We start from the raw sequence: 21,262 nt of genomic DNA on the forward strand, positions 1-21,262 counted from the left end.
CGTTTGCGGGGGAGTGCAATTGGGTTGCGATTTCGGGTGGGTTGGTGAGGTTTGGCCTTGCCGGGATTGGGTTTCGAGGATTCGGTGTTTCGTGGGGCGTCGTTTTTTGATTGTCTGGGGTTCGATCGCCGAAAATCAATCGACTGATGATTGTGAAGGCGTGCACCGACTCGGGGCGGTAGTTCATGGCCGCCAATCCTTCCGATTGCTGACGTATATGGATACACAGAAAGCAGTTTGTGATTTTTGTGAAATAATTCGGGCTCGCTTCTGCAATCCAGCCAGCCCTCCTGCGGGTCGCCCCCTCCGTGCCTCGCAGTCGCGTCAGGGTCGCTCGACGCCCATCCGTCGCCGAGCCGCCAGCCAGTGATCTGCCGTTTTTTCTCATTGCTTATCACGTGGTTCGGAGCCCCGATGAATCCTCCTCTTCGCTTTTCTTCTGCCGCCGCGCTTGCTTGTGCGCTTTCCGTTTCTACTGTCGACGCTTCGGGCCGCGATTCGCTGATCGATCGTTCGGACGAGGCCAATGTGTTTCGTTCGGAACGTCGGGCTGTGGCTCCGGACGTTGAGCGTTCAGTGCCGACGACGCAGCGCGTGAAGTACGCGGCGCCGGTTGAACGTAGTCCGTTCGATACGCCGGATACGCGGCCGTTGAGGGTTTCGGGCGATTCGCTTAAACCGCAGCCTTCGGCGGAACATGGATCTCGCGATTCTGTTTGGCCCTCGAATCGCGTCGAGCTCGGTGCGGGCGGGAACGATAGCTTCGGTCGCGCGCTGCCGAAACACGAACAGCGCGAGCTGAACTGGAATGAATATCTGCGAGCCAATGGGTCACATGCGCGTGGCGGCGAGAATGCGTATGCGCCTACGCGGCCCTTCGATGCTGCGCGAGGTCCGCACGCTGTGCCGAATCCGTACGATCCGTCAGTGCCGCAACCTGAAACGCGGACGTTTTATGACGGCGGCGCGGGTTCGCGTTGCACGGCGACGGGTGGTGCGGGGACGGCACGGTCGTCTTGCAATATCGCTTGGTGATGTTTCGTCGTGGCCGGTGGCGGCTGTCCTGCCCGGCTTGATGTACGGCTTTGTGCTCCGCGGATGCGTGCTTGCTGCACTGAGGCGCGCATTTGCGCGAGTTGAAGTTCGATCAGGCCGCGCGGTGCTGTCTGCGCGGCCTTTCGTATCGCCGGTTCATCGGCGATCACGGTCTGGATTTGGTGGTTCGCGCCACACTAGCCGATCGGCCGATTCGCATCGAGACGAATCGGGCCGATGTACAGCGCCGCTGTCGCATCTCACATCGTGGTGATGACCAGCCTTCCCGGCTCGACCGCTATCCGCACCTTTTTGCCTGGCTCAAAACCCACATCATTGATCAGCCACATTCCGCCGATCTTCATATATGGAAAGAACGTCTTCGGCCTCGGGCCGAATCTTTTCGGAACACCCCATATTTCCTGGACCGTCACGTAGCGTTCCGAAATCGGGGGACGTGCTTTATCATTCGCCTTAGCCATGGGCAACTCCTGGTAAGTTGGCTGTGGTCAGCGGGTCGTGAGTGTTGGTAGCACTTGCGGCCCGCGCTCGTTTACTGCAGTGTTTTTGATATTTCGGATTCCTCCCTTTCCATCTCCTCGATGAAATAGTGCTTGGAGCGGATCTACAGGCTGCTTAGCGCTCGTTCGCGCGCGATCAGCATTGAATACTTCTATTAGACCATCGCTAACACCATATATTTTCCGCTTGCGCGAGCGTTAGCCATTAGGCATAGGCACGTAATTTCGTCAGCACCCACCGGGCTATTGCATGCGCCGATGCGAACGGAAAAAGTGAGCTGAAACAGACGTCGGTCGGCCTCGGAACGCAACGATTCGAAACAGTTCGAATGAATCGGCTTCACTCAGCGCAAGAACGCGTTTCGGGACAAAAGCGCCTGTTGCTTCCCTTCGGACGCCCGGATCCGCTCACCCTGCCAGCGGGCGACTTCAGCGCACTGATGCGTCCAGCGTGCTCATGAAGCGCACGCTCAACCCCGGCGCGATGAAATAGTCGAGCGTACCTTTTGCGCCAAGGAAGTATCCGTGCCCGACCTCGTCGGGCACCGCATTCTTCTGCAGAAACAGCGTGCCGGCAGCGGTCCGGCTGTCGCCAGGATTGGTCTGCGTGATGCCACCGCTCCAGTCAAAAGAAAGCTCGAGAGTCGCCATTACGTCTGACGAGAAACGCCTCAAACCGACGTGCTTCCAGCCCAAAGTGCGCACGCATATTGAACCCGGCGCGAGAATGAGTAAGATGCGCGAAAGGCGATCGACAAGAATATGTAGCGCGGGGGTGACCAGATGCAACGGAACGAGTTGATTCCATCGGCATTAGTCGACGACATCTACGCCGCAGCACTGGGCGATCAGAGATGGGAAACCGTGCTCGACGGCTTGAGATCGTCGGTGGGCGTGCGCATGGCCACGCTGCTGTCGTTCGACGAGGCGGCGAGAATACCGGCCATCGAGCTCGCCGCGGGCGACGACGAGCCGTGGGTCGCCGAATGCCACCACGCATACAACACCGAATTCTATTTGTATGACCCAGTCGTGCCGGTTGCCGGCAACTGGCCTGCTGGGCGCTGGTTCGAGGACGTCAATCAACTGTCCCGCCCGCAACGCGCGCATAGCGTGTTCTACCAGGAATTCCTGAAGCCATACGGGATCGGCAGCATCTCCGGGCTGTATATCCATCGCGGCGAGGGCACCGGCGCATTCCTCAGTGTACAGAGCGGCCCCGAATCGCAGGGCCTGTCGGACGCGCAGCGTGACGCGATCGAAAGCATGGGCGCGCACATCAGCCGCGCGTTGCGGATTCAGGCACGCATCGGCGAACTCGAAGCACGCGTGGCCGCCGCGGAATCGGCGCTCGATGCGATTCCGGTGCCGGTGTTCTTGCTCGGCGCGCAGCGCGAACTCCGCTATACGAATCGCGCGGCCGATCAACTGATCGCGGCGGAACCGGCGCTGCGTATCGTGAACGGGCGCTTCGCGCCGGAAGGCTGCGTCGACGATGCGCAATGGCGGCATGCATTCGCGCGCGGTGGGCTGTTGCTGCGCCGTACGACGGGCGAACCGCTGCCGCTTGCGCTGATGCCCGTGCCCGAACAGTCGCGCCTCGTGCGCGAACGGCCCGGTGTGGCGGCACTGATTACCGCGGCCGACCTGCGTTCGCCGTCGGCGCGCGCGCAGCGGTTACGCGTGTTCTATGGGTTGTCGTCGGCCGAAGCCGATCTCGCGGTACTGCTGTGCTGCGACGGGAACTCGCCGCAGGAATGCGCCGAGCTGCGCGGCGTGTCGATCGGCACGATTCGGTCGCAGATCAAGTCGATCTATGCGAAGACGGAAGTGGCGCGGGCGGCGCAGTTGACGTCGTTGGTTATGCAGACGTGATCAGGTTGGGTTTAGATTGATGACGTGGCCGATGTCTGAGCCATAGAACTGCACGCCGTCGTCGATGGCTTCGTCCATGCCGCTCGCTTCCATCAGTGCCCCCGAACCGACACCGATCGCGGTCACGAGCGGCGTCGCCAACCCGACTGTGGCCGACAAGCTCCCCCCTGAACGACGTGTGCTGGATCGGGTCTGCGAAGCGCGCGGCTGCGAGGTGCTCCGCGCTCACGACGTGATCCAGTCATGCTATCCGTAGGCGTAGCGAAACTCGCCGAACTAGAAACCCGCCACGCGGGTGCGCATGCCGTCCCGATCAGATCGAAACGCGGCAACGGCCGGACAGTGTATGTCGGGACTATTTACGATAGTCGAAGGTCCCCACAAACGCCACACGACTACGCAGCCGTTGCCCGCCAACGTTCGGATAGTCAAAATCGTACAAGAGGATCAGCCCGTCCATCCCGGGCTGGCGCATCTGAGTGAGTCGGCGAAACAGCTCGTCGGCAAAAGTCTCACCATAGGAGAACTCTTGCAGTTCATCCGCCAGTGTGTCGTTTCCCGATGAAAGTATTGACGCCTCTCTAAAGTCGTCGTCGAACCAAGAGATGCCGATTTCACTCCAGAACTGGTTCGTCGAATTTCCGCTAGGGTCGTAGCCGGTTTCAACGTAATGTATAAGGTCATGTGCGCCAGAGAACTTTCCAATCCACGCTGAAACCTTTAGGTCCTTGTGCATGTGTCCTATCTCCCCTTCGGGCGCAGACCGCAGGTAAATCGTCAGTACCATTCGTGAGGCTGTAGCTTGCCCAATTTTGCAAATGCCTCACAAACGTCCCATAGTCGTTCGACGAATCGGTGAACCCGAGAAGCTCGTTGTACGCAGCCTTTGACCCCGTCATTCCGCGTCGCCACGTAAGGTTAATACCACCAGAGGAAGGCGATGCGCGACTCACGCGCGAGCCGCTCGAGATCGTCGGCGGTCAGGTAGCCGTGCCGGAGCGGCCGGGGCTTGGGATCGAACTCGACATAGCACAGGTCGAGGCCGCGCATACACTGTATCGGGAAGTCGGCGGCACGGCGCGCGACGATGCGGCTGCGACGCGCTATCTGGTGCCGGGGTGGACGTACGATCCGAAGCGGCCGAGTTTCGAGCGGGGATGATGGCGGGTGCCGTGGGCCTCGCGCGAAAACGGCGCAGGCCCGCCGGCCGGACGCGTTTCTTTTTGTCGCTGTCCCGGCCGGCTCGGCCAACTTGCGTTATCGACTTCAGCCCCGTCAGGATGGGGTTCCACGATCTGCTCCAGGTTTGATAATCAAACTATCATCCATAAGTCGATTTCTGCATTTATCCGCAAACTCATTAGCCAGCGCTTTGTTTTCTGAAAACCCCTTCGCCTGGGATTCGGTTATTTCGTAATACTCCTCGTAATCCACCATGCCATTGACAAAGGGAATCGACAGGTAGTAAGTGCCTGAGTCCAGCTCAACCCCTATCGCGTACCTATCTTCCCTGGAGAAAAAAATATCCTTGAATTTCACGCACCCCCTCGATTGATGTCAATCGGAGTTACTGTATATTGCGATGGAGATATGTTGCCCATATCTATAACCGCTTCCAAATTTCCGGTTGGCAGTTTGTGGCCGGGAATCCAAACTCGATCCAGCGCTCAGCCAGCGTCGCCCCATCCCACATGAACTTCACGGTTTCGCGACCGCCGAGTTGCAGCTTTTCGATCCGGCGATTGAAGGTATCGTAGCGGTACAGCCAGACGCCGCGTTCAGGCGTCACTTCCGACGGCAACCCAGGCCCCGCCGCCTGTTCGATACGCCCCGTCGGGTCAAACCGATAACTCGTCGTGCCATAACGCTGATCACGCTTCTGGACCACGTCGCCCGATGCATCGTATTGCCACTGCTTCGCAAGCAACTCGTCGCCCGCCCGGCCTCGCTGCGCAGCGTGCCGCGCACGACGACCTACTGCGTCATACCCGAAATGACTCGTCAGCTTGCCCTGCGTCCGCAGAACCTCGCGATGCAGATCATCCCGTTCGATGTCCGCAACTGCCGCACCATCGAAACGAATCTGGTGCACGTGTCCCGAACCGTAATGCAGCCAATCGATCGTCCGCTCACCGGAAATCGTCGTGCTGACGCGATTCCCAAGCTCATCGTAGGTGTGTGCGAGCCAGCCCGTCGGCGTGTACTCCTCGACGACCTCACCACGCGCGTCGTATTTCAAGCTGACCCGATTCTTCAGCGACGACCCACGCGCGGCAAGCGCATACAGCTCGGCCGATGTGATTCGGCTTGCCTTGTCATACAGATATTCGCAACGCTCATGCATTACATACGATATCGCCTCGCGCCAATTAGCGACTTCCCTTTGGCGGTTCCCAATATTTTGCCCCCTGAGAATTCGTCAAATTCTCCAAAAAATCCTCAAGCGAATCCGCCACTCGCGGCCAGTCACCCCTACAATCCAAAGGCAAAGCAACGTAAACAGCTCCAACGGAATCCATCAAAAGCAAATCTGAATCCCCACAAAATCGAGCAAACACAACATCGCCATCGAGAAAATCTCGATTCCTGATCTGCCTTTGCCTTGCCGTTTCTTCAATCGCCTCTTGAGGTGACAATACCTCAACCCCCCATTGCCCGCACTCATCATCCTTGAATAAATCTGCTCGCTCGGATATTCCCCAAAACTGCATGAGCTCATACGCGGAATCAGAAATACCCTCGACCATCACACCACTGGCAATTCCGTCAGCAAAATTGGATCTCAGCAAAAATGGACATTCCTGACCAAAATGAATAGCCTTTCTCGCAAAAGACCAATCCGATTTCATTTTCTCAACGAGAACATTCAATTTATTCATAATCCGCCACCGACACTTCACCCCAGGCAGCTGTCAACCTCTGCTGCGCCCGCGCGATCCACTCCTCCTGCACTGGTTTCCCCACACCTTGTAGTGAGCCTGCCAGAGCAGTTCGCCATCGTCGTCAGTCAGTTCCTCCGGGAACCCGAAAACGTCGTTGTGGAAGTAGTAAACCGTATCCCGTACATCCGCATCGTTAGCCGCCGCCTTCCCTTCATCAATCCGAGCAAGCTCAAGGAATTCCGGGACTGAATAGCCACTCGTGATATTTCATTTTATCTTGATCAGATACCCCACCGACAACAAGATCTTGTGCAAAAATTTTCTGCGAATTCATTTCGCCATCAACCGGATTCGCGGTATACCTTCCAATCAGCTCGAAACTTTCCAAATAGTCAATCCGATTTATCAAAACTTCGGCACATGCAACCAATCGCGCCACGTTGTGTTCAGCACACCATTTGATCAAGAAAGATAGCCCTGCCAGCAAATCGGTCGCCCCTTGGGCGGCAGCATCGTCATCCATTTCAACTGCATCAGGGTCCCAGTCCACTTGCTCCAGATCATTTAATGGATTGGCGCTTTCATTTCCATTCCATACTTGATCCAGGTAGTCTCTGACTCGTTGTTTGATCTGTGTACTCGTACTCCCCATATGCATGGCAAGGAACTCGAATATTGAGTCATCGTGTGCAAGTCCAATACAACACCAAACACCAAAGCGAGCAAGGTTTTCGCGCTTCCCTGCAGCAAGAATTGATTCGAGATATTGTTTATGCGTCTCGATATCGAACATAATTATCTCCTAATCAAAAATCCCACCAGCTTGCTCCACGTGGGGCTGGCATGACGGACACGATGCATTCCTTTGCAATCCGCCCCAAGAGATACCCCAGCGACTAACCTCAGCACCTTCGGGAAGATTGCGCAAAATAATTCGCTCTGCATGGTTTTCGAGCTTATCAAAACCATCGATAGAATTTTTACCATAAAAGATATTCTCTTCTGGTACTCCCATCTTCATAAGTGCCTGTCGTTGTGCTGGACTTAGTCGCCCCCCGCTTCCCGCTGCAAACAGCTGTGGCTTGCCATTCACCTTGGCTTCGACGATCGAGACCGTTGAATTTCGTATTGAGCGCGCATCCCCACCACCGGCCAAGTTATGGACCTCCTGAGCTTTACCGCTAAGCTCCCCACATGCCCAGCCCCACGGATCGATCCACACCAACGGGTTGGCAGCGTACCGGTAGAGGTTCGTTCCACCCAGCAGACCGATCGGATCCGGGTTGATGAACCGCCCGATATCAGGATCATAGAACCGGAAAGTGTTGTAGTGCAGCCCCGTCTCGCGATCCAGATACTGCCCCTGGAACCGCAGGTTCTGTGACCGCGGCGCACGAGTCTGCGCTGGTGCGGCCGCGGACACTTCGTTCCAAGACGGTGTCGCCCGCTTCGGCACCCGCGCGATCCACTCCTCCTGCACCGCATTGCCCCACACCTTGTAGCGTGCCTGCCAAACCAACTCGCCACCGGCGTCAGTCAGTTCCTCCGGCAACCCCGAAACATCGTTGTGGAAGTAGTAAACCGCATCCCCTGCATCCGCATCGTTCGCCGCCGCCTTCCCTTGATCGATCCGAGCAAGCGGCACATAACTATTGGACTCGTACAAATACGTCAGCGCTTCCTCGCCCTGACGATCGTGATACGTCTCCTGCACCAACCGCATGCCGTCCCACAGGAAATCCGTACTCGCATAACTGCCATTGAGCTTCCGAACCCGTCGGCCAAACGCGTCGTATTCGAAATGTGTGGTCGATATACCAAGCCGGTCCTTCGTTACGACGGTCTTGAGCTGATTCCAGTCGTCATACTCAAGCACCAGTTCTTTAGCAGGCCCATGCCCGCTCAGCTTGCGAACCAGCCGCCCATACGCGTCGTACTCGAAGCGCTTGTCCTCGAACATCTTGAGCCGGTTGTGCTCGACATAGCCACCGGGGTGATCGCTCGACACCAGATTCGCCGCCGCATCCCAGCGAAACACTTCCGACGGCAACCCGGGCCCCGCCGCCTGTTCGATACGCCCCGTCGGGTCATACCGATAACTCGTCGTGCCATAGCGCTGATCACGCTTCTGGACCACGTCGCCCGCTGCATCGTATTGCCACTGCTTCGCAAGCAACTCGTCACCCGCCCGGCCTCCCTGCGCAGCGTGCCGTGCACGCCGCCCTATCGCGTCATATCCTAAAAATACTCTTTCAAAACATCTCCGTCGAACGACTTATTCCCCGACACCTTTCTACCCAGCAAATAATCAACATCCAGCCCATCCAAGCCAATACCATTTCTCTTCGCCGCAAAAGCAATAGTCAGAAACGGGTATGAATAGTAGCTTGGGTTTTCCATTACATCCCGAACCAACCCAGAATCAATCTCTATCACATTGATCACCCTCGGCAAATAGATTCCCATCACTTTTTCACATATCCATCGACATGCCGATTCAATTTCCACCTCATCCCGCGGCAGATCAATGGCCCCACCAATATTCGGCGAAAACGACTTTACCGTTTCCATAGAGGTATTCATCGCCATAACCAGACCAGTCGGTATCTTCGGCTTATATGGAGGTTTTTTTATTGCATAGAAATCCTGAAGGATAAAGGAATCAGCCGCAGCAGAAAGAATATATCCGTTTGCATTTCTCAGAAACCTGAATCCAATTCGCCCATTACCCGCACCCTCCCGGTCTACTACAATTTCACCCCTCAATACCTTGACACCTCTTTCACTTATATTTTCCTTGAGAATTTCCTGCAACCTCTTTTCAAATACCCTTTTCAATTCCGCGTCCATCTACACACCTCAGTATTTCAGAACATGAAATGTTGCATCATATGAAGTACCACGCTCGCCAAGCACTTCGCCTATGTCTCTGTTGCCAGTCGCGATTTCGAACTGCCCAGTTTTTCCCGCTGAGGGCGTAATTACCCCACCACCAATACCGTCGACGGTATTCGATGGACTCGCCATATCAAATACGCCAGAAGCGCTTTGATTTTTGGTCAGACGCCCAGTCCCATGCTTAGCTTCGAAGACGTGATAGTTGCCGTGGCTGTCCGTCGCAACGAAGTCGGCCCGAATACGCTTGCCGTTCACCTTCATTGTCACCTCTTCAGCAACGACATTGAAGCCGTTTCGCTCCAAGTCATACATCGATTTTTCGCGACCGCGCTTCCCACTCCATTGACTCAGGCAAGTCAAGCCCCACGGGTCAATCCATGTCAGCGGATTCGGCCCATACCGATACTGATTCAACCCACCTGCCAACCCGATCGGGTCCGGGTTGATGAATCGACCTATGTCCGGATCGTAGAACCGGAAAGTGTTGTAGTGCAACCCGGTTTCACGGTCCAGATACTGTCCTTGGAACCGCAAGTTTTGCGGCCGTGGCACATTTGCAGGCGCCCGTGTAGCTGACTGAACCTCACCCCATTTCGGTATCGACGACTGCGGCACCCGCGCGATCCACTCCTCCTGCACCGCGTTGCCCCACACCTTGTAGCGAGCCTGCCAAACCAACTCGCCACCGGCGTCAGTCAGTTCCTCCGGCAACCCCGAAACATCGTTGTGGAAGTAGTAAACCGCATCCCGTACATCCGCATCGTTCGCCGCCGCCTTCCCTTGATCAATCCGAGCAAGCGGCACATAACTATTGGACTCGTACAAGTACGTCAGCGCCTCTTCGCCACTCCGGTCGTGATACGTCTCCTGCACCAACCGCATGCCGTCCCACAGGAAATCCGTGCTCGCATAACTGCCATTGAGCTTCCGAATCCGCCGGCCAAACGCGTCGTATTCGAAATGTGTGGTCGATATACCAAGCCGATCCTTCGTCACGACGGTCTTGAGTTGATTCCAGTCGTCATACTCAAGCACCAGCTCTTTAGCAGGCCCGTGCCCGCTCAGCTTGCGAACCAGCCGCCCATTCGCGTCGTACTCGAAGCGCTTATCCTCGAACATCTTGAGCCGGTTGTGCTCGACATAGCCACCGGGGTGATCGCTCGACACCAGATTCGCCGCCGCATCCCAGCGAAACACTTCCGACGGCAACCCGGGCCCCACCGCCTGTTCGATACGCCCTGTAGGGTCATACCGATAACTCGTCGTGCCATAGCGCTGATCACGCTTCTGGATCACGTCACCTACTGCATCGTATTGCCACTGCTTCGCAAGCAACTCGTCGCCCGCCCGGCCTCGCTGCGCAGCGTGCCGTGCACGCCGCCCCACCGCGTCATACCCGAAATGACTCGTCAGTTTGCCCTGCGTCCGCAGCACCTCGCGATGCAGATCATCCCGTTCGATGTCCGCAACTGCCGCACCATCGAAACGAATCTGGTGCACATGCCCCGACCCGTAATGCAGCCAATCGATTGTCCGCTCACCGGAGATCGTCGTGCTGACGCGATTCCCAAGCTCATCGTAGGTATGCGCGAGCCAGCCGGTCGGCGTGTACTCCTCGACGACCTCACCACGCGCGTCGTATTTCAAGCTGACCCGATTCCTCAGCGACGGCCCACGCACGGCAAGCGCATACAGCTCAGCCGAGGTGATTCGGCCTGCCTTGTCATACAGATATTCACAACGCTCGTGCGAAGCTTGCTTCGCCGTCAGTTGCCCGATCGCATCGCGCTCGTATCGCGTCTCGATCTGCCCGTCGCGTACGATCGTGCCTTGACCGCACACGTCGTACTCGTACATACGCTTGTGGCCATCGAGACCGATCTGTACGGAAACCAGATCGCGACGGTCATACTGAAAGCGATACGTCTCACGGTTCTCGTTGGTCAAGCTCGCCAACCGGAACGCATCGTCATAACCGAACCGCACGACACGATCCGCCGCATCCGTGCGTGCCAGCAACAATCCACGCGGATTGAGCTCATAACGCGTGCTGCGCTGATTCGCATCGACGGCCTCGACGAGACGTCCCGCCGCGTCGTACCGAAACGTCTGCCGCGCACCATCAGCCGTCCCGATCCCCGTGACCCGCCCCATCGCATCCGTTTCGTACACGGTGGCGTGGCCGGCGGCATCCGTCACCCGCGCAAGCGCCCCACGTGCGTCATACGCAAACCGAGTGGCGTTGCCGGAACAATCGGTATACGAAATCAACTGCGCCCGGCCATTCCACTCAAGGAACTTGTACCCGCCGCGCGCATCGCGAATCGTGTGCACGAGCCCGCGATCGTCGCGGTAATACTCGGTCGCGAACCCCGCCGGATCGCGCGTCATCGTCAGGTTGCCGCGATCGTCGTAGCGATAGATCCAGCGCGCATTGGCCGCATCGGTTTCGGCAACGGGCAGATCGTAGTGCCCGTTCCACTCGGTGCGCTCGACCTGGCCAAGCGCGTCGATGCGCTGCGTCTGCCGTCCGCGCTCGTCATATTCGAAGCGCGTCGTGTTTCCAGCCGGATCGGTCGTACTGACCAGTTGCCGCATCGCGTTCCACTCGAGCGACCATACATGGCCCTCGGCGTCGGTATGACTCGTCGGCTGCTGATCCTCGTTCCACGTCCAATGCGTCACGCGCCCGATCTGGTCGGTGATGGTCACCGAACGCTGAACCAGATCCGCGTCGAACGTGTACGCTTCGCCGTCGTCGGTCCAGTGGCGCACGACACGCGCATCGCGGCCGACGCCCTGCCACGCATAAAAGCACATCAAGCCGCCACGCAGCGTGTGCTGGACCATCAGTCCACGCTCATATGCAAACCGTCGCCCGGTGTGACCGCTCCGATCGGTCACAGCCACCAGCTCGCCCGCAGCGTTGTACGCATAACGCACCAGCGTGTCAGGTTGCTCACCGTCCACACCACGCGTCAGTTCAATGGTGGCAATGCGTCGAGGATGCGGCGCCTCGTAGCCCAGCGTCAGCACGCGCCCCGCGCTGTCACGCAGCCGCACAGGCCGCACGACCTCATCGGCCGTTTCCTGCTCGACTTCAATCCAGTTGCCGTTGCGATCCTCGAGCCGCCACAGTTTGAGCGTCTCGCTGTCCGCATCGCTGCGAGCGCGGCCGAAATCGCGATACACCCCATCGACCGTTTCGACCACGTAGTGGCCGCCTTCAGTGCAAATCAGGTAAATGCCTTCCGGCACGCTGAAATGACTTTCGCCGGGCGGCACGGCCGGAAACACGATGTCGCGCCCCTGCTCGTCCCAATACGTGATCGACGTGACCTCGCCATGCTCACGCGCCAGCCGAAGCTCAACGCTGATCGGCACGCTCCACCCTGCCCCGAACAGGCTGTCGGCCCGATCATCATGGCTGCTGTAAAAACGCCGCCACACGATCGGCAGCGGCCCGGGCAAAGCGAAGTCGGTGTCGTCCGTGCCGTCGAGAATCTTGCCGCCGGTAATGACGTTGACCGGGTGGCCGGCTGAAGGCCTCGCCAGACTACCGAGCCACGTACCGAAAGCACCGGCCGCAAAATTAATCGCAAGACACGGCACCTTGCTCTTCAGGAACTGCCCCCAGCTCATCTTGCCGCGGCCGCACACCGCCAGCGCAATCCCAAGCGCGGCGCCCAACCACCCGAGCCGCGTGGCCGACTTCACATCCCTTACCCGCTGCGTGCCGCCGCCGATGAAAACGTTATCGGAGCCTTCGGCAATCGTCCCGTCACACGTCGTCTTGTCGCCAACCCGCGAAGCCGGTTGATTGTTGATATAAACGTTCCCCGATCCGTCGGCGATCATCTGCGGCCCGGGATGATCAGTACACGCGACGGTATCGAGGTCCCCCGGCTGCGCCGCCCGCGCCGCCGGCTTGTCGTTGACGTAAACGTTCCCTGAACCGCTCGCGATCTTGCCTTTGATCACCGGCGGCGCAATCGCATCGCCCACGGCCTTCGCGCCGTCGTCGATGGCTTCGTTCATGCCGCTCGCTTCCATCAGCGCGCCCGAGCCGACCGCGACGCCGACACCGATCGCGATCACGAGCGGCGTCGCCAAACCCGCCGTACCGATTTCGAGCGCGGCGAGGCCGGCGAACACGAGCCCCTCCATCGCCTCGGCCACCAGCGCGCCGACGACGGCACCGCCGATCACCGACCCGACCGTGCCGACAAGCTCACCCCAGAACGACGTGTGCTGGATCGGGTCTTCGAAGCGCGCGGCCGCGAAGTGTTCCGCGCTCACGACGCGTCACCCGGCCCGAGCAGGGTCGGTCGCGCCGCGCGCGGCTGGAAACTGGCGAGCATCCGGTCGGCGATCGCCTGCTGTTCGTCGGTCAGCGGCGCCGCGCTGGTCAATGTCATCACGAGCACACGGCCGGCATCGTCCGACGGGAACATGGTCTGCATCTGATGCCACAGCCGGCCGTCGCGCTCGTGCGTGGAATCGATCTGGATACCCGCACGCCCGCTGACCGTGACCGGCCGGCGCGCCTTCTCGGTAAGCATCCTGGCGTCGCGCGACGCCACTTCCCATTCGCGCGCGACGAACGCAGCGATATCTTCTCCGTCGCGAAACCGCCCGCGGGCGATCACGAGGTTGAGGCCGCCGGGGCCGACGTTCATCATCAGGATGTTGACGGTGCGGTCGAGCGCCGCGTCCGGCAGCTCGAAAGTGCCTTCGTGGATTGCGTAGTGCATGGCTGGTTTTGTTCGAGTTATTTGTTGAGATCGATGCGCTTGCCGTTGACCATCACGCCGTCGTCGGTCATCAGGATCACGGAGCCCTTGTGCTCGAGGCGAATGCCTTCCGGCGCGAGCGAGATCGAGCTGTCCTGCACCTTCAGCAGGATGCCGCGCTCGGCCACGTGAACCTGCGTACCGCCGCCCCCGTCCTTGGCCGGCGTCGTCACCTCGACGGTGGTCGCCGTGGTGCTGCGCTTCTCGGCGATCGTCTCGGTCAGGTTGCCCTGCGGAATCTGCTTTTCTTCGCTGCCGGTCGCCACGAGGACGGTACGCATCGGCCCCATCACCTTGTGCGTCTCGTTGTTCTCGACGACGGTGTTCATGTCCTTCTGCGCATGCATGAAGAATTCCTGCATGCCGTTCGTGTCGGTCATGCGAATCTCGTTCGAACCCTGCCCCTTGTGCGTCTGGCTCTTGATCCCCATCGTCTGGCCGGCCGCGCCGTGGTACGGGTTGCCTTGTTCGCCGTTGAACACGCGCCCCACGATCACGGGGTTGTCCGGATCGCCCTGGTTGAACGCCACGAGCACTTCCTGCTTGATCCGCGGAATCGCGGCCGCGCCCCAGCCGTCGCCCGCCCAAGGTTGCGACACGCGCACCCACATCGAGTCGGATCCGTCCTTCTTGCCGCGCCGATCCCACGGGAAGTGCAGCTTCACCGCGCTTCCGTTCGTGTAGATTTCCTCGCCCTTCGGGCCGACGACGATCGCCGACTGCGTGCCGTGAATCACCGGCTTCGGCGTCGCGCGCGGCGCACGGTACGGAATCTTCTTCGGCAACAGCGCGAAGCTGTTGCGATACGGCAGCTTGGCGTTGTGCTGCGTGTAATCGTTCACCGCCTCGTGACGCACGTGCAGGATCACGTATTCCTGGTTGTTCGCGAGGACGGGGTGATTCGCGACGGTCACGGCACCGGCCGTCGTCATGCGCCATGCATAGCCGCTGCCGGTATAACGATGAGCCTGCGCCTCCTCGGCCTCCATCGCGAAACGCGCATAGCGGTTGCCGTCGTCGCCGTGGTCGTACAGCGACTGATGCTCGAACCGTTCGGTCGCGTCGAGCCGCGCATGCTTGAGGTTCTGCGGCGCAGCCTCCACCAGCATCAGCGGCGACGACGGGTTCTGGTAATTGAAATCGCGAAACGTGACCTTGCCGACCCCGAAGCGCCGGCCTTCGTGCAACTGATCGATACCGCTGTCTTCACTGGCCTCGGTCGCGGCGAACGGCACGGTGGCGAGCCCGTCGATCGGACGAAACAGCAGGTTCGTGTCGCCGATCACGAGAAAGTGCTTGTCCTTCTCGTAGCGATGCGTCCAGACGAGCCCCTCCTGCTCCATCAGCCGCGCGCAGAAGTTGTAGTAGGACTCCTGGTACATCACGACGTATTCGAGCGGCTTCTGGCTCGTGCGGATATCGAACACGAAGTCGGAAAACTCGTGCTCCTGGAAGATCTCGGTGAGGATGTCCTGCGCGGTCTTGTTCTGGAAAATCCGGCAGTCGGTCGAGCGCGTGAGGAACCAGAACCACGGCACGGCCGTCAGGTGATACTGCGTGACGTTGCCGGGGTTGCCGGCGCGGTCGAACGACGCAACGTAGCCGTCGAAGTAACGGTCGTTGTCGCCGGTGCCCGCTGCCACGACGCGTTCGAGCGTCGACAAGCGCGCCTGCTGGTCGAGCCGGATCTTGACCTGCTGGCCGATCAGGTCCTCCGGGCGCAAGTCATGGCGATGCGACAGCAGGTCGAGGTGGATTTCCGGCAACCGGTTCACGTGCTCGTCGACGACGGCCGCGCTCACCAGCAGCACGTCCGGCCCGAGCGGCGTATCGAGCGTCACGTAGCGATTGAGCTGGGTCAGGCGCGCGGGGTTGGCGGCGCCGTTGATCGCGTCGGCAATCGCACCGGGCGTCTTGTCCATCAGCGAGAAGCCGGTTTGCGCGAGCTGCATCGCGCGCTGGACGGTGTCGACGTGGCCGGCCAGGCCGGCGAGCGGCCCGAGACTGCCGGCAATACTCGACGCGGCAGGACCGGCAAGGCCGCCGAGCGCACTCAAGGAACCGAGCGCACTACCGCCAAAACCGCCGGGAATACCCCCATTCGGAGCGAAACTCATTCTTTTTCCTTGCTTGTGTTCTCAGGTTCCATCGGCCAGTTCCCCGGCCCGAGGCTTCGATAATGTAGGTCAAAACCCTGCCATGCGAAAGGCACGCCGCAAACGTTTGACTCGCGCCCCGATAACCGGAAACTAGATCAAAGGCTGGGTGCCGGGACAAGGTTGCCCGCGCCGAAGCAGCGCACCGGTCTGCGCCGAAAACAGCACGACCTGCACGAAACTGGTGACCGGCACGTACGGCGCGAAAAACCGGTCCATCACGTGCGCGAACGCGCCCAGGCTGAACCCGGCGAAACGCTGCTCGTCCACGACCAGTCGCACTTCCAGCCCTTGCACGAACGCCGACGCCGGCTTGCCCGGCAGCCAGCACCGCACGCGCGCGGTGGACAACGAGACGAGCGCATCGAAACGCCGCCCGGCGTCGACGGAGCCTTCCGCCCAGCGCGCGCAAAGCCGCCTGAGCTGGGTCAGGCCGCCCTTGTCCAGCCGGATCGCCTGCGGCACGAGAAGCGACAGCAGATCCCACAGCTCCCCGTAGCGGAACGTCCGCACCTGGCTCCGGGTCGGCCGGTTCAGCAGCATGATCGCGCCCACCGGGTCGCCTTTCGCCAACGCCAGCTCGCGCGTCTGCATCCCGGACAGGTCGCCCTGCGTACAGGAAAGCCGGATCGCCAGCTTGCGCTTGCCCGGATCGGCAGGTCGGCCGTCGCGATCGGTCAGCTGAAGTTCGACGCCGTGGAGCGGTTCGGGCGTGTCGTCCAGGGCCGGCGTCGGCGCCTTGTCCGCCTGTTTTGACTCGGAATCGGCGGACGGCTTCTTCGGTGCCCGCCTGGCCTCGTCGCGCAATACCGTCCAGAACAACCCCGGGCGAGCGTCCATGCCGTGCCGTAGCGACTGGAACGGCGCCAGCATCGACGTACCGGCGTCGGAAGTCTGACGAACGGTGTCGATCGACCAGATGTCCGTCTGCGACGTGCCTGCCTGGGCAAGCGCCTTCACCGGGTAATACGCGCAACCGGCATACGTCTCGATCGGCTCGGCATCGTCCGGAAACAGGTTGATCACGGGCGTACAGAACAAGCGCACATGGTCAACCGTCGCGGCGGCCAGACGCTGGGCGCGCTGCGAGTCGGGATGCACGCCGGCGATCGCGAGGTGCAGCGCGACGCGCCGACTGTCGCCGGCGGCCCGCTTGAGCGGCCGCATGTCGACGTCGACGAAGTCGAAGCGCTCCGGAACGGCGCAGTACGTCATCAGCAGGTGAAACGGCCCGAGGGTGTCGTCAGGCGGCAGGTCGAGCAGCGCATCGGTCGGCTCGAGGCCGACGGCCGTCATCGCCGCGCCCGGCAGACGCTGCCAGCAACCGGAGTCGCCCGCTTCGGCGAAACTGCGTACGGCAAGCAGCAGGGCTGCGTCCGCGAGTGCCGCGACCACCTCGCGCGCGCCGGTGAAATGCAGGCGCAACCTGTCCGGCACGATCGCGAACGTGGCATCCGACGCGGTCAGCTCGAACGTGATGGTCAGCAAACCGGTCGTTTCCGGTGGCAACGACGCGTCTCGCGGTGCGATCGCCGACGTCGTGTAACGAACGGCCGCGACGGTCAGCGGCGCGGTCGTGACGTCGTCCGCCATACGAAATACCGCCCGGCCGACGGGTGCGATCAATCGATCGCCGCGACGGATGACGCGGGGTGAGGTCTGCTTGTCGGTGGCGTTGCAATGAAATTGCGCGATCGCACAGGAGGGAAACGCGCGCAGGAACGCGCCGTGCAGCGATTCGAGAAGATCGCGCGTAAACGGCGGCACGTCGTCTTCGAGACGGATGTCGTGAGATGCCGCCATCAACGCGAACGACTGCAGCAGACGCTCGACATGCGGGTCGTCCGATCGCTCGCCGTTGATCGCGAGGCGAGCGGCGATTTTGGGGAAACGCTGCGCAAACGTCTGCATCGAACGGCGCAGCAGCGCGATCTCGCGTTCGAAGTGCGGCAGCAGATCGTTGGGTTCGAGGGCCATACACGTTCCGGTCGTCGCCGCGCTGGCCGCATGGCCATGCAGCGTTCAAAAAAACTGGCGGAACGATTTTATTCAGGCAATTGAAATCCTCGTTTCGAATGTGCCGAACGGCTTGCGGCCGGGCATGACGGTTTCATGACGCCGATGCGTCCCGGATGCCCTGTACGTCAAGGTCCGCTGCGCGCGAACGAACGCGCGCGCATGTGCCCGGTAATGATGGCAAACAGTTACAACGGACTGCCCTGACGCAGGCCGGTAGCCGTGTATTCACGAGCAACCACCGCGATCGGGGCACGCCGGTGCGCGACGCGCCCTTCACCTCGGCGAAATCACGATCGCCGCCCGCCGGTTCTGCGCCCGCCCGGCCGCTGTGCGGTTATCCCCTATCGGATCGCTTTTCCCCTTCCCGACGATCACGATCCGCTTTCCGTCCAACCCGACATCCACCAGCTCGATGGCAACGACCTCCGCCCGCCTTCTCGACAACTCGAGATCGTAAGCCGCCGCCCCCTCCTCATCCGAGTACCCGTAGACCCGGACCCCATTGATCCCGGCCGACTTCAACGTCCTGCCGATCCGCTCGACGATCCGCCGCACATCCGGCCGGAGGTTATACCGATCGAAGTCGAACAAAATCGGCCCGGTCGACCCGAACTCGAACCCCTGCCCGGTCTCCTGAAAGCCGGCCGACTTCAGCGCCGTGACCTGCGTCTGCGTGAGCCCCCGATGCAGCGGCGCCGTCTTGCATCCGCCCAGCAGCAGGCACAGCAGCACCGCGCTCCCGATACACATCCGCCCCATGCTCACTGGCAACGAGTTTTCCATCATCGACCCCTATGTACGCGCCCGCGCCGCGTGCGCTTTTTATCCCGCTGCCGCGGCCTCGCCCGCAGCGCGAAACGATGGACCTCAAACCGGCCCGGCAACGCCTTCCGCCAGCTGCCACGACCCCGGCCGCGTGCGCTTGGCGCGGTACATCGCGGCATCGGCCGCGCGCAGCAAGCCGCTGGCGTCGGACGCGTGGTCGGGATACAGCGCAACGCCGGCACTCATCATGGTGGCCACCATGCGTCCGTCGGACAGCTCGATCGACGGCACCATGCCGGACAGAATCGCGCCGGCGATCCGGCCTACGCTGTCCGCTTCGCGCACGGCCGTCAGCATCACCGCGAACTCATCGCCGCCCAGGCGCGCGACCAGATCGGTCTCACGCACCTGCGTGCGCAACCGCGCGGCGATACCGACCAGCACCGCATCGCCCGCGTCGTGCCCAAGACAATCGTTGATTTCCTTGAAGCGGTCGCAATCGAGATACAGGATGGCGACCCGCTGCCGCGTCACCACGGCGTCGCAAAGCGCAAGCGACAGACGCGTCTCGAACTGCCCGCGATTGGGCAGCCCCGTGAGCGCATCGTGCGTCGCCCGGTGTTCGAGCGACGCGTTCTCGTCGCGCAGCGTGTTCTGCCATTCCTCGAATTCGTCGAGCAGCGCATTGAAGTCGTCGCCGAGCTGGTTCAATTCGGCGATCGCCACGGGCTCGACGCGCCGCGCGAACGCCCGCTCGCGCCGCACGGCGTGCGCGACGCCGGCAAGCGCGCGCAGCGGCGCGACGATGTTGCGCAGCAGACGCTTCGAGCTGACATACGCGCCGAGCACGCTGACGGCCAGGCAGCCGAGAATGCCGCCGATGCCGCCGAGCAGGAATCCGAAGAACTGATGTCCTCGGCCACGCACGATGACCTGACCGACGACGAGGCCGTCGTGCATCACCGGAATGGTCACGGGCCCGGGCAGCGCGAAATCGGCGACGCCGCGCTCGATCCGGGCGATCCGGCTTTCGACGGGCAGCGTCCAGATCGCGAACAACTGGCCTTTGCCATCGATGACCACCACCTGCGCGACGTCCTCGTCGTTGGCGATCAGCGCGATCGCCTCATTCGCCGCGACGCGGTCGCCGAACACGAGCGCTGCCTCGACGGTGTAACCGAGCGAGCGGGCCAGCAGGTTCAGGTTGTTGCCGGCATACGCGCGCAACGCGATCACGGCGACGACGATCAACGACACGGCGGCCATCGTCACCGCGACGAACGCGAGGCGCAAATGCGCGCGACGCAACACGCTTTGCAGCGTCGGGCGCGGCACACGTGAAGACGAAATGGACGGCGCGGAACGTGTCATGGCGTCAGCGGCCGCCGCGCGAGGTTGAGGACGTTCGGATGCACGCGCACCCCGCTGCGCGCGACGGCGTCGAGATTGATGTCGAACGTGACGTGTTCGCCCTCGACCGTGAGGCAGAACATCGCGCCCGCGGTGCAGGACTCGTCGTGTTCGGCGATCGTCAGCACCGGGTGGCCGGCCAGCGCGTTTCTCACCCGCGCGCGCTCGTCGTTGTCGAGGTTGCCCAGATAGACGACGTCGCACGCGATGCCGAGCGCGGAATCGTCGAAGCGAACGCGCTGCACGTCGAGCACGGTCGAGCCGGCCTGCAACGTGTCGGTCAGTCCGCCCGCGTAGTCGGGCTTGCCCGTCACGCACAGATGCAGACGAATGGGCGTCGTGGGCCAGCGCGTGAAACTGACGATGCCGAGCACGACCTGGCGCACGGCGGAGTCGTGTGAAGAAATCGCGGAATGGGCAGGACTGACGGGGGGCGCGGCGGCGGCAACGTGTACCGTGTCGACCGGATCGTCGGCATTGGCCGGCACCCCGGCAAGGACGGCAGGCGCAACGGTCAGAACGCAAACGATTGCGACGAACGCGCGGCGCAACGACGCGACTCGGCCCGGCCGGCCGGACGCCATTCGCGCGACGAATGCCGCCGCACCCGCCGGCGTCGATGCGGCTGCCTGACTCGCAGCCGCCGCGCACACGCTCGCATCCATGATGGAAAATCTGCTGCAGTCGTGCCCGGCGCGACCTGCTCCCTTCATGCGCGTGCAGGCACCGTATCCCGCGCACGATTCCCTCCATCTTAGGTAAAAATCTGCATCCCGAACCAGTGGGATACACCCGCGAGTCATGCAGGAAAGCAGGTTGAATCGGTGCCGGGCGTGACGATGCGGGCGACGTTCAGCCGAACGGCCATGCAGCCGCGACGCCAGCGGATTGATCAGTGGATTGGACAC

General features: G+C 61.1%; 19 protein-coding genes and 1 pseudogene. 3 read left to right on the forward strand and 17 right to left on the reverse strand.

Going from position 1 to position 21,262, the window contains the following annotated elements; translation table 11 throughout:
- Nucleotides 1-414 precede the first annotated feature (414 nt).
- Nucleotides 415-1,035 (forward strand): hypothetical protein, encoded by a 621-nt coding sequence (locus DCN14_RS11485; protein ID WP_096501706.1) that lies wholly within the window; start codon nucleotides 415-417, stop codon nucleotides 1,033-1,035.
- Between the two features lie 260 nt (nucleotides 1,036-1,295).
- On the opposite strand, the gene DCN14_RS11490 is transcribed toward DCN14_RS11485, so the two are convergent.
- On the reverse strand, nucleotides 1,296-1,517 hold the full coding sequence (locus DCN14_RS11490) for a SymE family type I addiction module toxin (RefSeq protein WP_172441883.1): 222 nt from the start codon (nucleotides 1,515-1,517) through the stop codon (nucleotides 1,296-1,298).
- 468 nt (nucleotides 1,518-1,985) lie between these two features.
- Nucleotides 1,986-2,345: a hypothetical protein gene (locus tag DCN14_RS37925; protein ID WP_162826191.1), complete on the reverse strand. Its 360-nt coding sequence runs from the start codon at nucleotides 2,343-2,345 to the stop codon at nucleotides 1,986-1,988.
- On the opposite strand from DCN14_RS37925, the gene DCN14_RS11500 reads away from it, so the two are divergent.
- The gene (locus DCN14_RS11500; RefSeq protein WP_096501710.1) at nucleotides 2,340-3,431 is read left to right on the forward strand and encodes a helix-turn-helix transcriptional regulator; all 1,092 of its coding nucleotides are present in this window, start codon (nucleotides 2,340-2,342) and stop codon (nucleotides 3,429-3,431) included. The two genes, DCN14_RS37925 and DCN14_RS11500, sit on opposite strands and share 6 nt — an antisense overlap.
- Here DCN14_RS11500 and DCN14_RS39015 read toward each other — a convergent pair whose 3' ends face one another.
- Both DCN14_RS39015 and DCN14_RS11505 read right to left on the reverse strand, forming a co-directional pair.
- Nucleotides 3,432-3,557, reverse strand: coding sequence for a hypothetical protein (locus tag DCN14_RS39015; protein ID WP_275404984.1), 126 nt, complete (start codon nucleotides 3,555-3,557; stop codon nucleotides 3,432-3,434).
- Between the two features lie 229 nt (nucleotides 3,558-3,786).
- On the reverse strand, nucleotides 3,787-4,167 hold the full coding sequence (locus DCN14_RS11505) for an immunity 22 family protein (RefSeq protein ID WP_239007803.1): 381 nt from the start codon (nucleotides 4,165-4,167) through the stop codon (nucleotides 3,787-3,789).
- 194 nt (nucleotides 4,168-4,361) lie between these two features.
- Here DCN14_RS11505 and DCN14_RS11510 point away from each other — a divergent pair.
- Nucleotides 4,362-4,592 (forward strand): annotated as a pseudogene (locus DCN14_RS11510) (glucarate dehydratase); the annotation flags it as partial.
- Between the two features lie 114 nt (nucleotides 4,593-4,706).
- Here DCN14_RS11510 and DCN14_RS11515 read toward each other — a convergent pair.
- From DCN14_RS11515 to DCN14_RS11570, 13 genes are all read right to left on the reverse strand, one after another.
- On the reverse strand, nucleotides 4,707-4,970 hold the full coding sequence (locus DCN14_RS11515; RefSeq protein ID WP_096501712.1) for a hypothetical protein: 264 nt from the start codon (nucleotides 4,968-4,970) through the stop codon (nucleotides 4,707-4,709).
- A 64-nt stretch (nucleotides 4,971-5,034) separates the two neighbouring features.
- Nucleotides 5,035-5,775: a hypothetical protein gene (locus DCN14_RS11520; RefSeq protein WP_239007804.1), complete on the reverse strand. Its 741-nt coding sequence runs from the start codon at nucleotides 5,773-5,775 to the stop codon at nucleotides 5,035-5,037.
- A 25-nt stretch (nucleotides 5,776-5,800) separates the two neighbouring features.
- Nucleotides 5,801-6,310: an SMI1/KNR4 family protein gene (locus DCN14_RS37930; protein ID WP_143331643.1), complete on the reverse strand. Its 510-nt coding sequence runs from the start codon at nucleotides 6,308-6,310 to the stop codon at nucleotides 5,801-5,803.
- A gap of 232 nt (nucleotides 6,311-6,542) precedes the next feature.
- Nucleotides 6,543-7,106, reverse strand: a complete 564-nt coding sequence (locus DCN14_RS37935) for a hypothetical protein (protein WP_143331644.1) — start codon at nucleotides 7,104-7,106, stop codon at nucleotides 6,543-6,545.
- A gap of 9 nt (nucleotides 7,107-7,115) precedes the next feature.
- Nucleotides 7,116-8,489 carry an RHS repeat-associated core domain-containing protein gene (locus tag DCN14_RS11530; protein ID WP_239007805.1) on the reverse strand — a complete coding sequence of 458 codons (1,374 nt, stop codon included), beginning with the start codon at nucleotides 8,487-8,489 and terminating at the stop codon, nucleotides 7,116-7,118.
- 62 nt (nucleotides 8,490-8,551) lie between these two features.
- Nucleotides 8,552-9,163, reverse strand: coding sequence for a hypothetical protein (locus DCN14_RS37940; protein WP_143331645.1), 612 nt, complete (start codon nucleotides 9,161-9,163; stop codon nucleotides 8,552-8,554).
- 9 nt (nucleotides 9,164-9,172) lie between these two features.
- Nucleotides 9,173-13,510, reverse strand: coding sequence for an RHS repeat-associated core domain-containing protein (locus tag DCN14_RS11540; protein WP_240327208.1), 4,338 nt, complete (start codon nucleotides 13,508-13,510; stop codon nucleotides 9,173-9,175).
- A complete protein-coding gene (locus DCN14_RS11545) occupies nucleotides 13,507-13,965 on the reverse strand; it encodes a DUF1795 domain-containing protein (protein ID WP_096501718.1) in 459 nt (152 codons plus the stop codon). The genes DCN14_RS11540 and DCN14_RS11545 overlap by 4 nt, the downstream gene beginning before the upstream one ends.
- 17 nt (nucleotides 13,966-13,982) lie before the next feature.
- Nucleotides 13,983-16,121, reverse strand: coding sequence for a type VI secretion system tip protein TssI/VgrG (tssI, locus tag DCN14_RS11550; protein ID WP_096501720.1), 2,139 nt, complete (start codon nucleotides 16,119-16,121; stop codon nucleotides 13,983-13,985).
- Nucleotides 16,122-16,253: 132 nt separating this feature from the next.
- Nucleotides 16,254-18,137, reverse strand: a complete 1,884-nt coding sequence (tssF, locus tag DCN14_RS11555; RefSeq protein WP_096501722.1) for a type VI secretion system baseplate subunit TssF — start codon at nucleotides 18,135-18,137, stop codon at nucleotides 16,254-16,256.
- 315 nt (nucleotides 18,138-18,452) lie between these two features.
- Nucleotides 18,453-18,962 carry an OmpA family protein gene (locus DCN14_RS11560; protein WP_096502033.1) on the reverse strand — a complete coding sequence of 170 codons (510 nt, stop codon included), beginning with the start codon at nucleotides 18,960-18,962 and terminating at the stop codon, nucleotides 18,453-18,455.
- An 84-nt stretch (nucleotides 18,963-19,046) separates the two neighbouring features.
- On the reverse strand, nucleotides 19,047-20,315 hold the full coding sequence (locus tag DCN14_RS11565; protein ID WP_096501724.1) for a diguanylate cyclase: 1,269 nt from the start codon (nucleotides 20,313-20,315) through the stop codon (nucleotides 19,047-19,049).
- Complete coding sequence (locus DCN14_RS11570; RefSeq protein WP_096501726.1) at nucleotides 20,312-21,019, reverse strand: YfiR family protein; 708 nt, start codon at nucleotides 21,017-21,019, stop codon at nucleotides 20,312-20,314. Before DCN14_RS11570 ends, DCN14_RS11565 begins: the two co-directional genes overlap by 4 nt.
- Nucleotides 21,020-21,262 lie beyond the last annotated feature (243 nt).

Source organism: Burkholderia sp. IDO3 (genome assembly GCF_003366075.1).
Taxonomy (GTDB): Bacteria; Pseudomonadota; Gammaproteobacteria; order Burkholderiales; family Burkholderiaceae; genus Burkholderia; species Burkholderia anthina.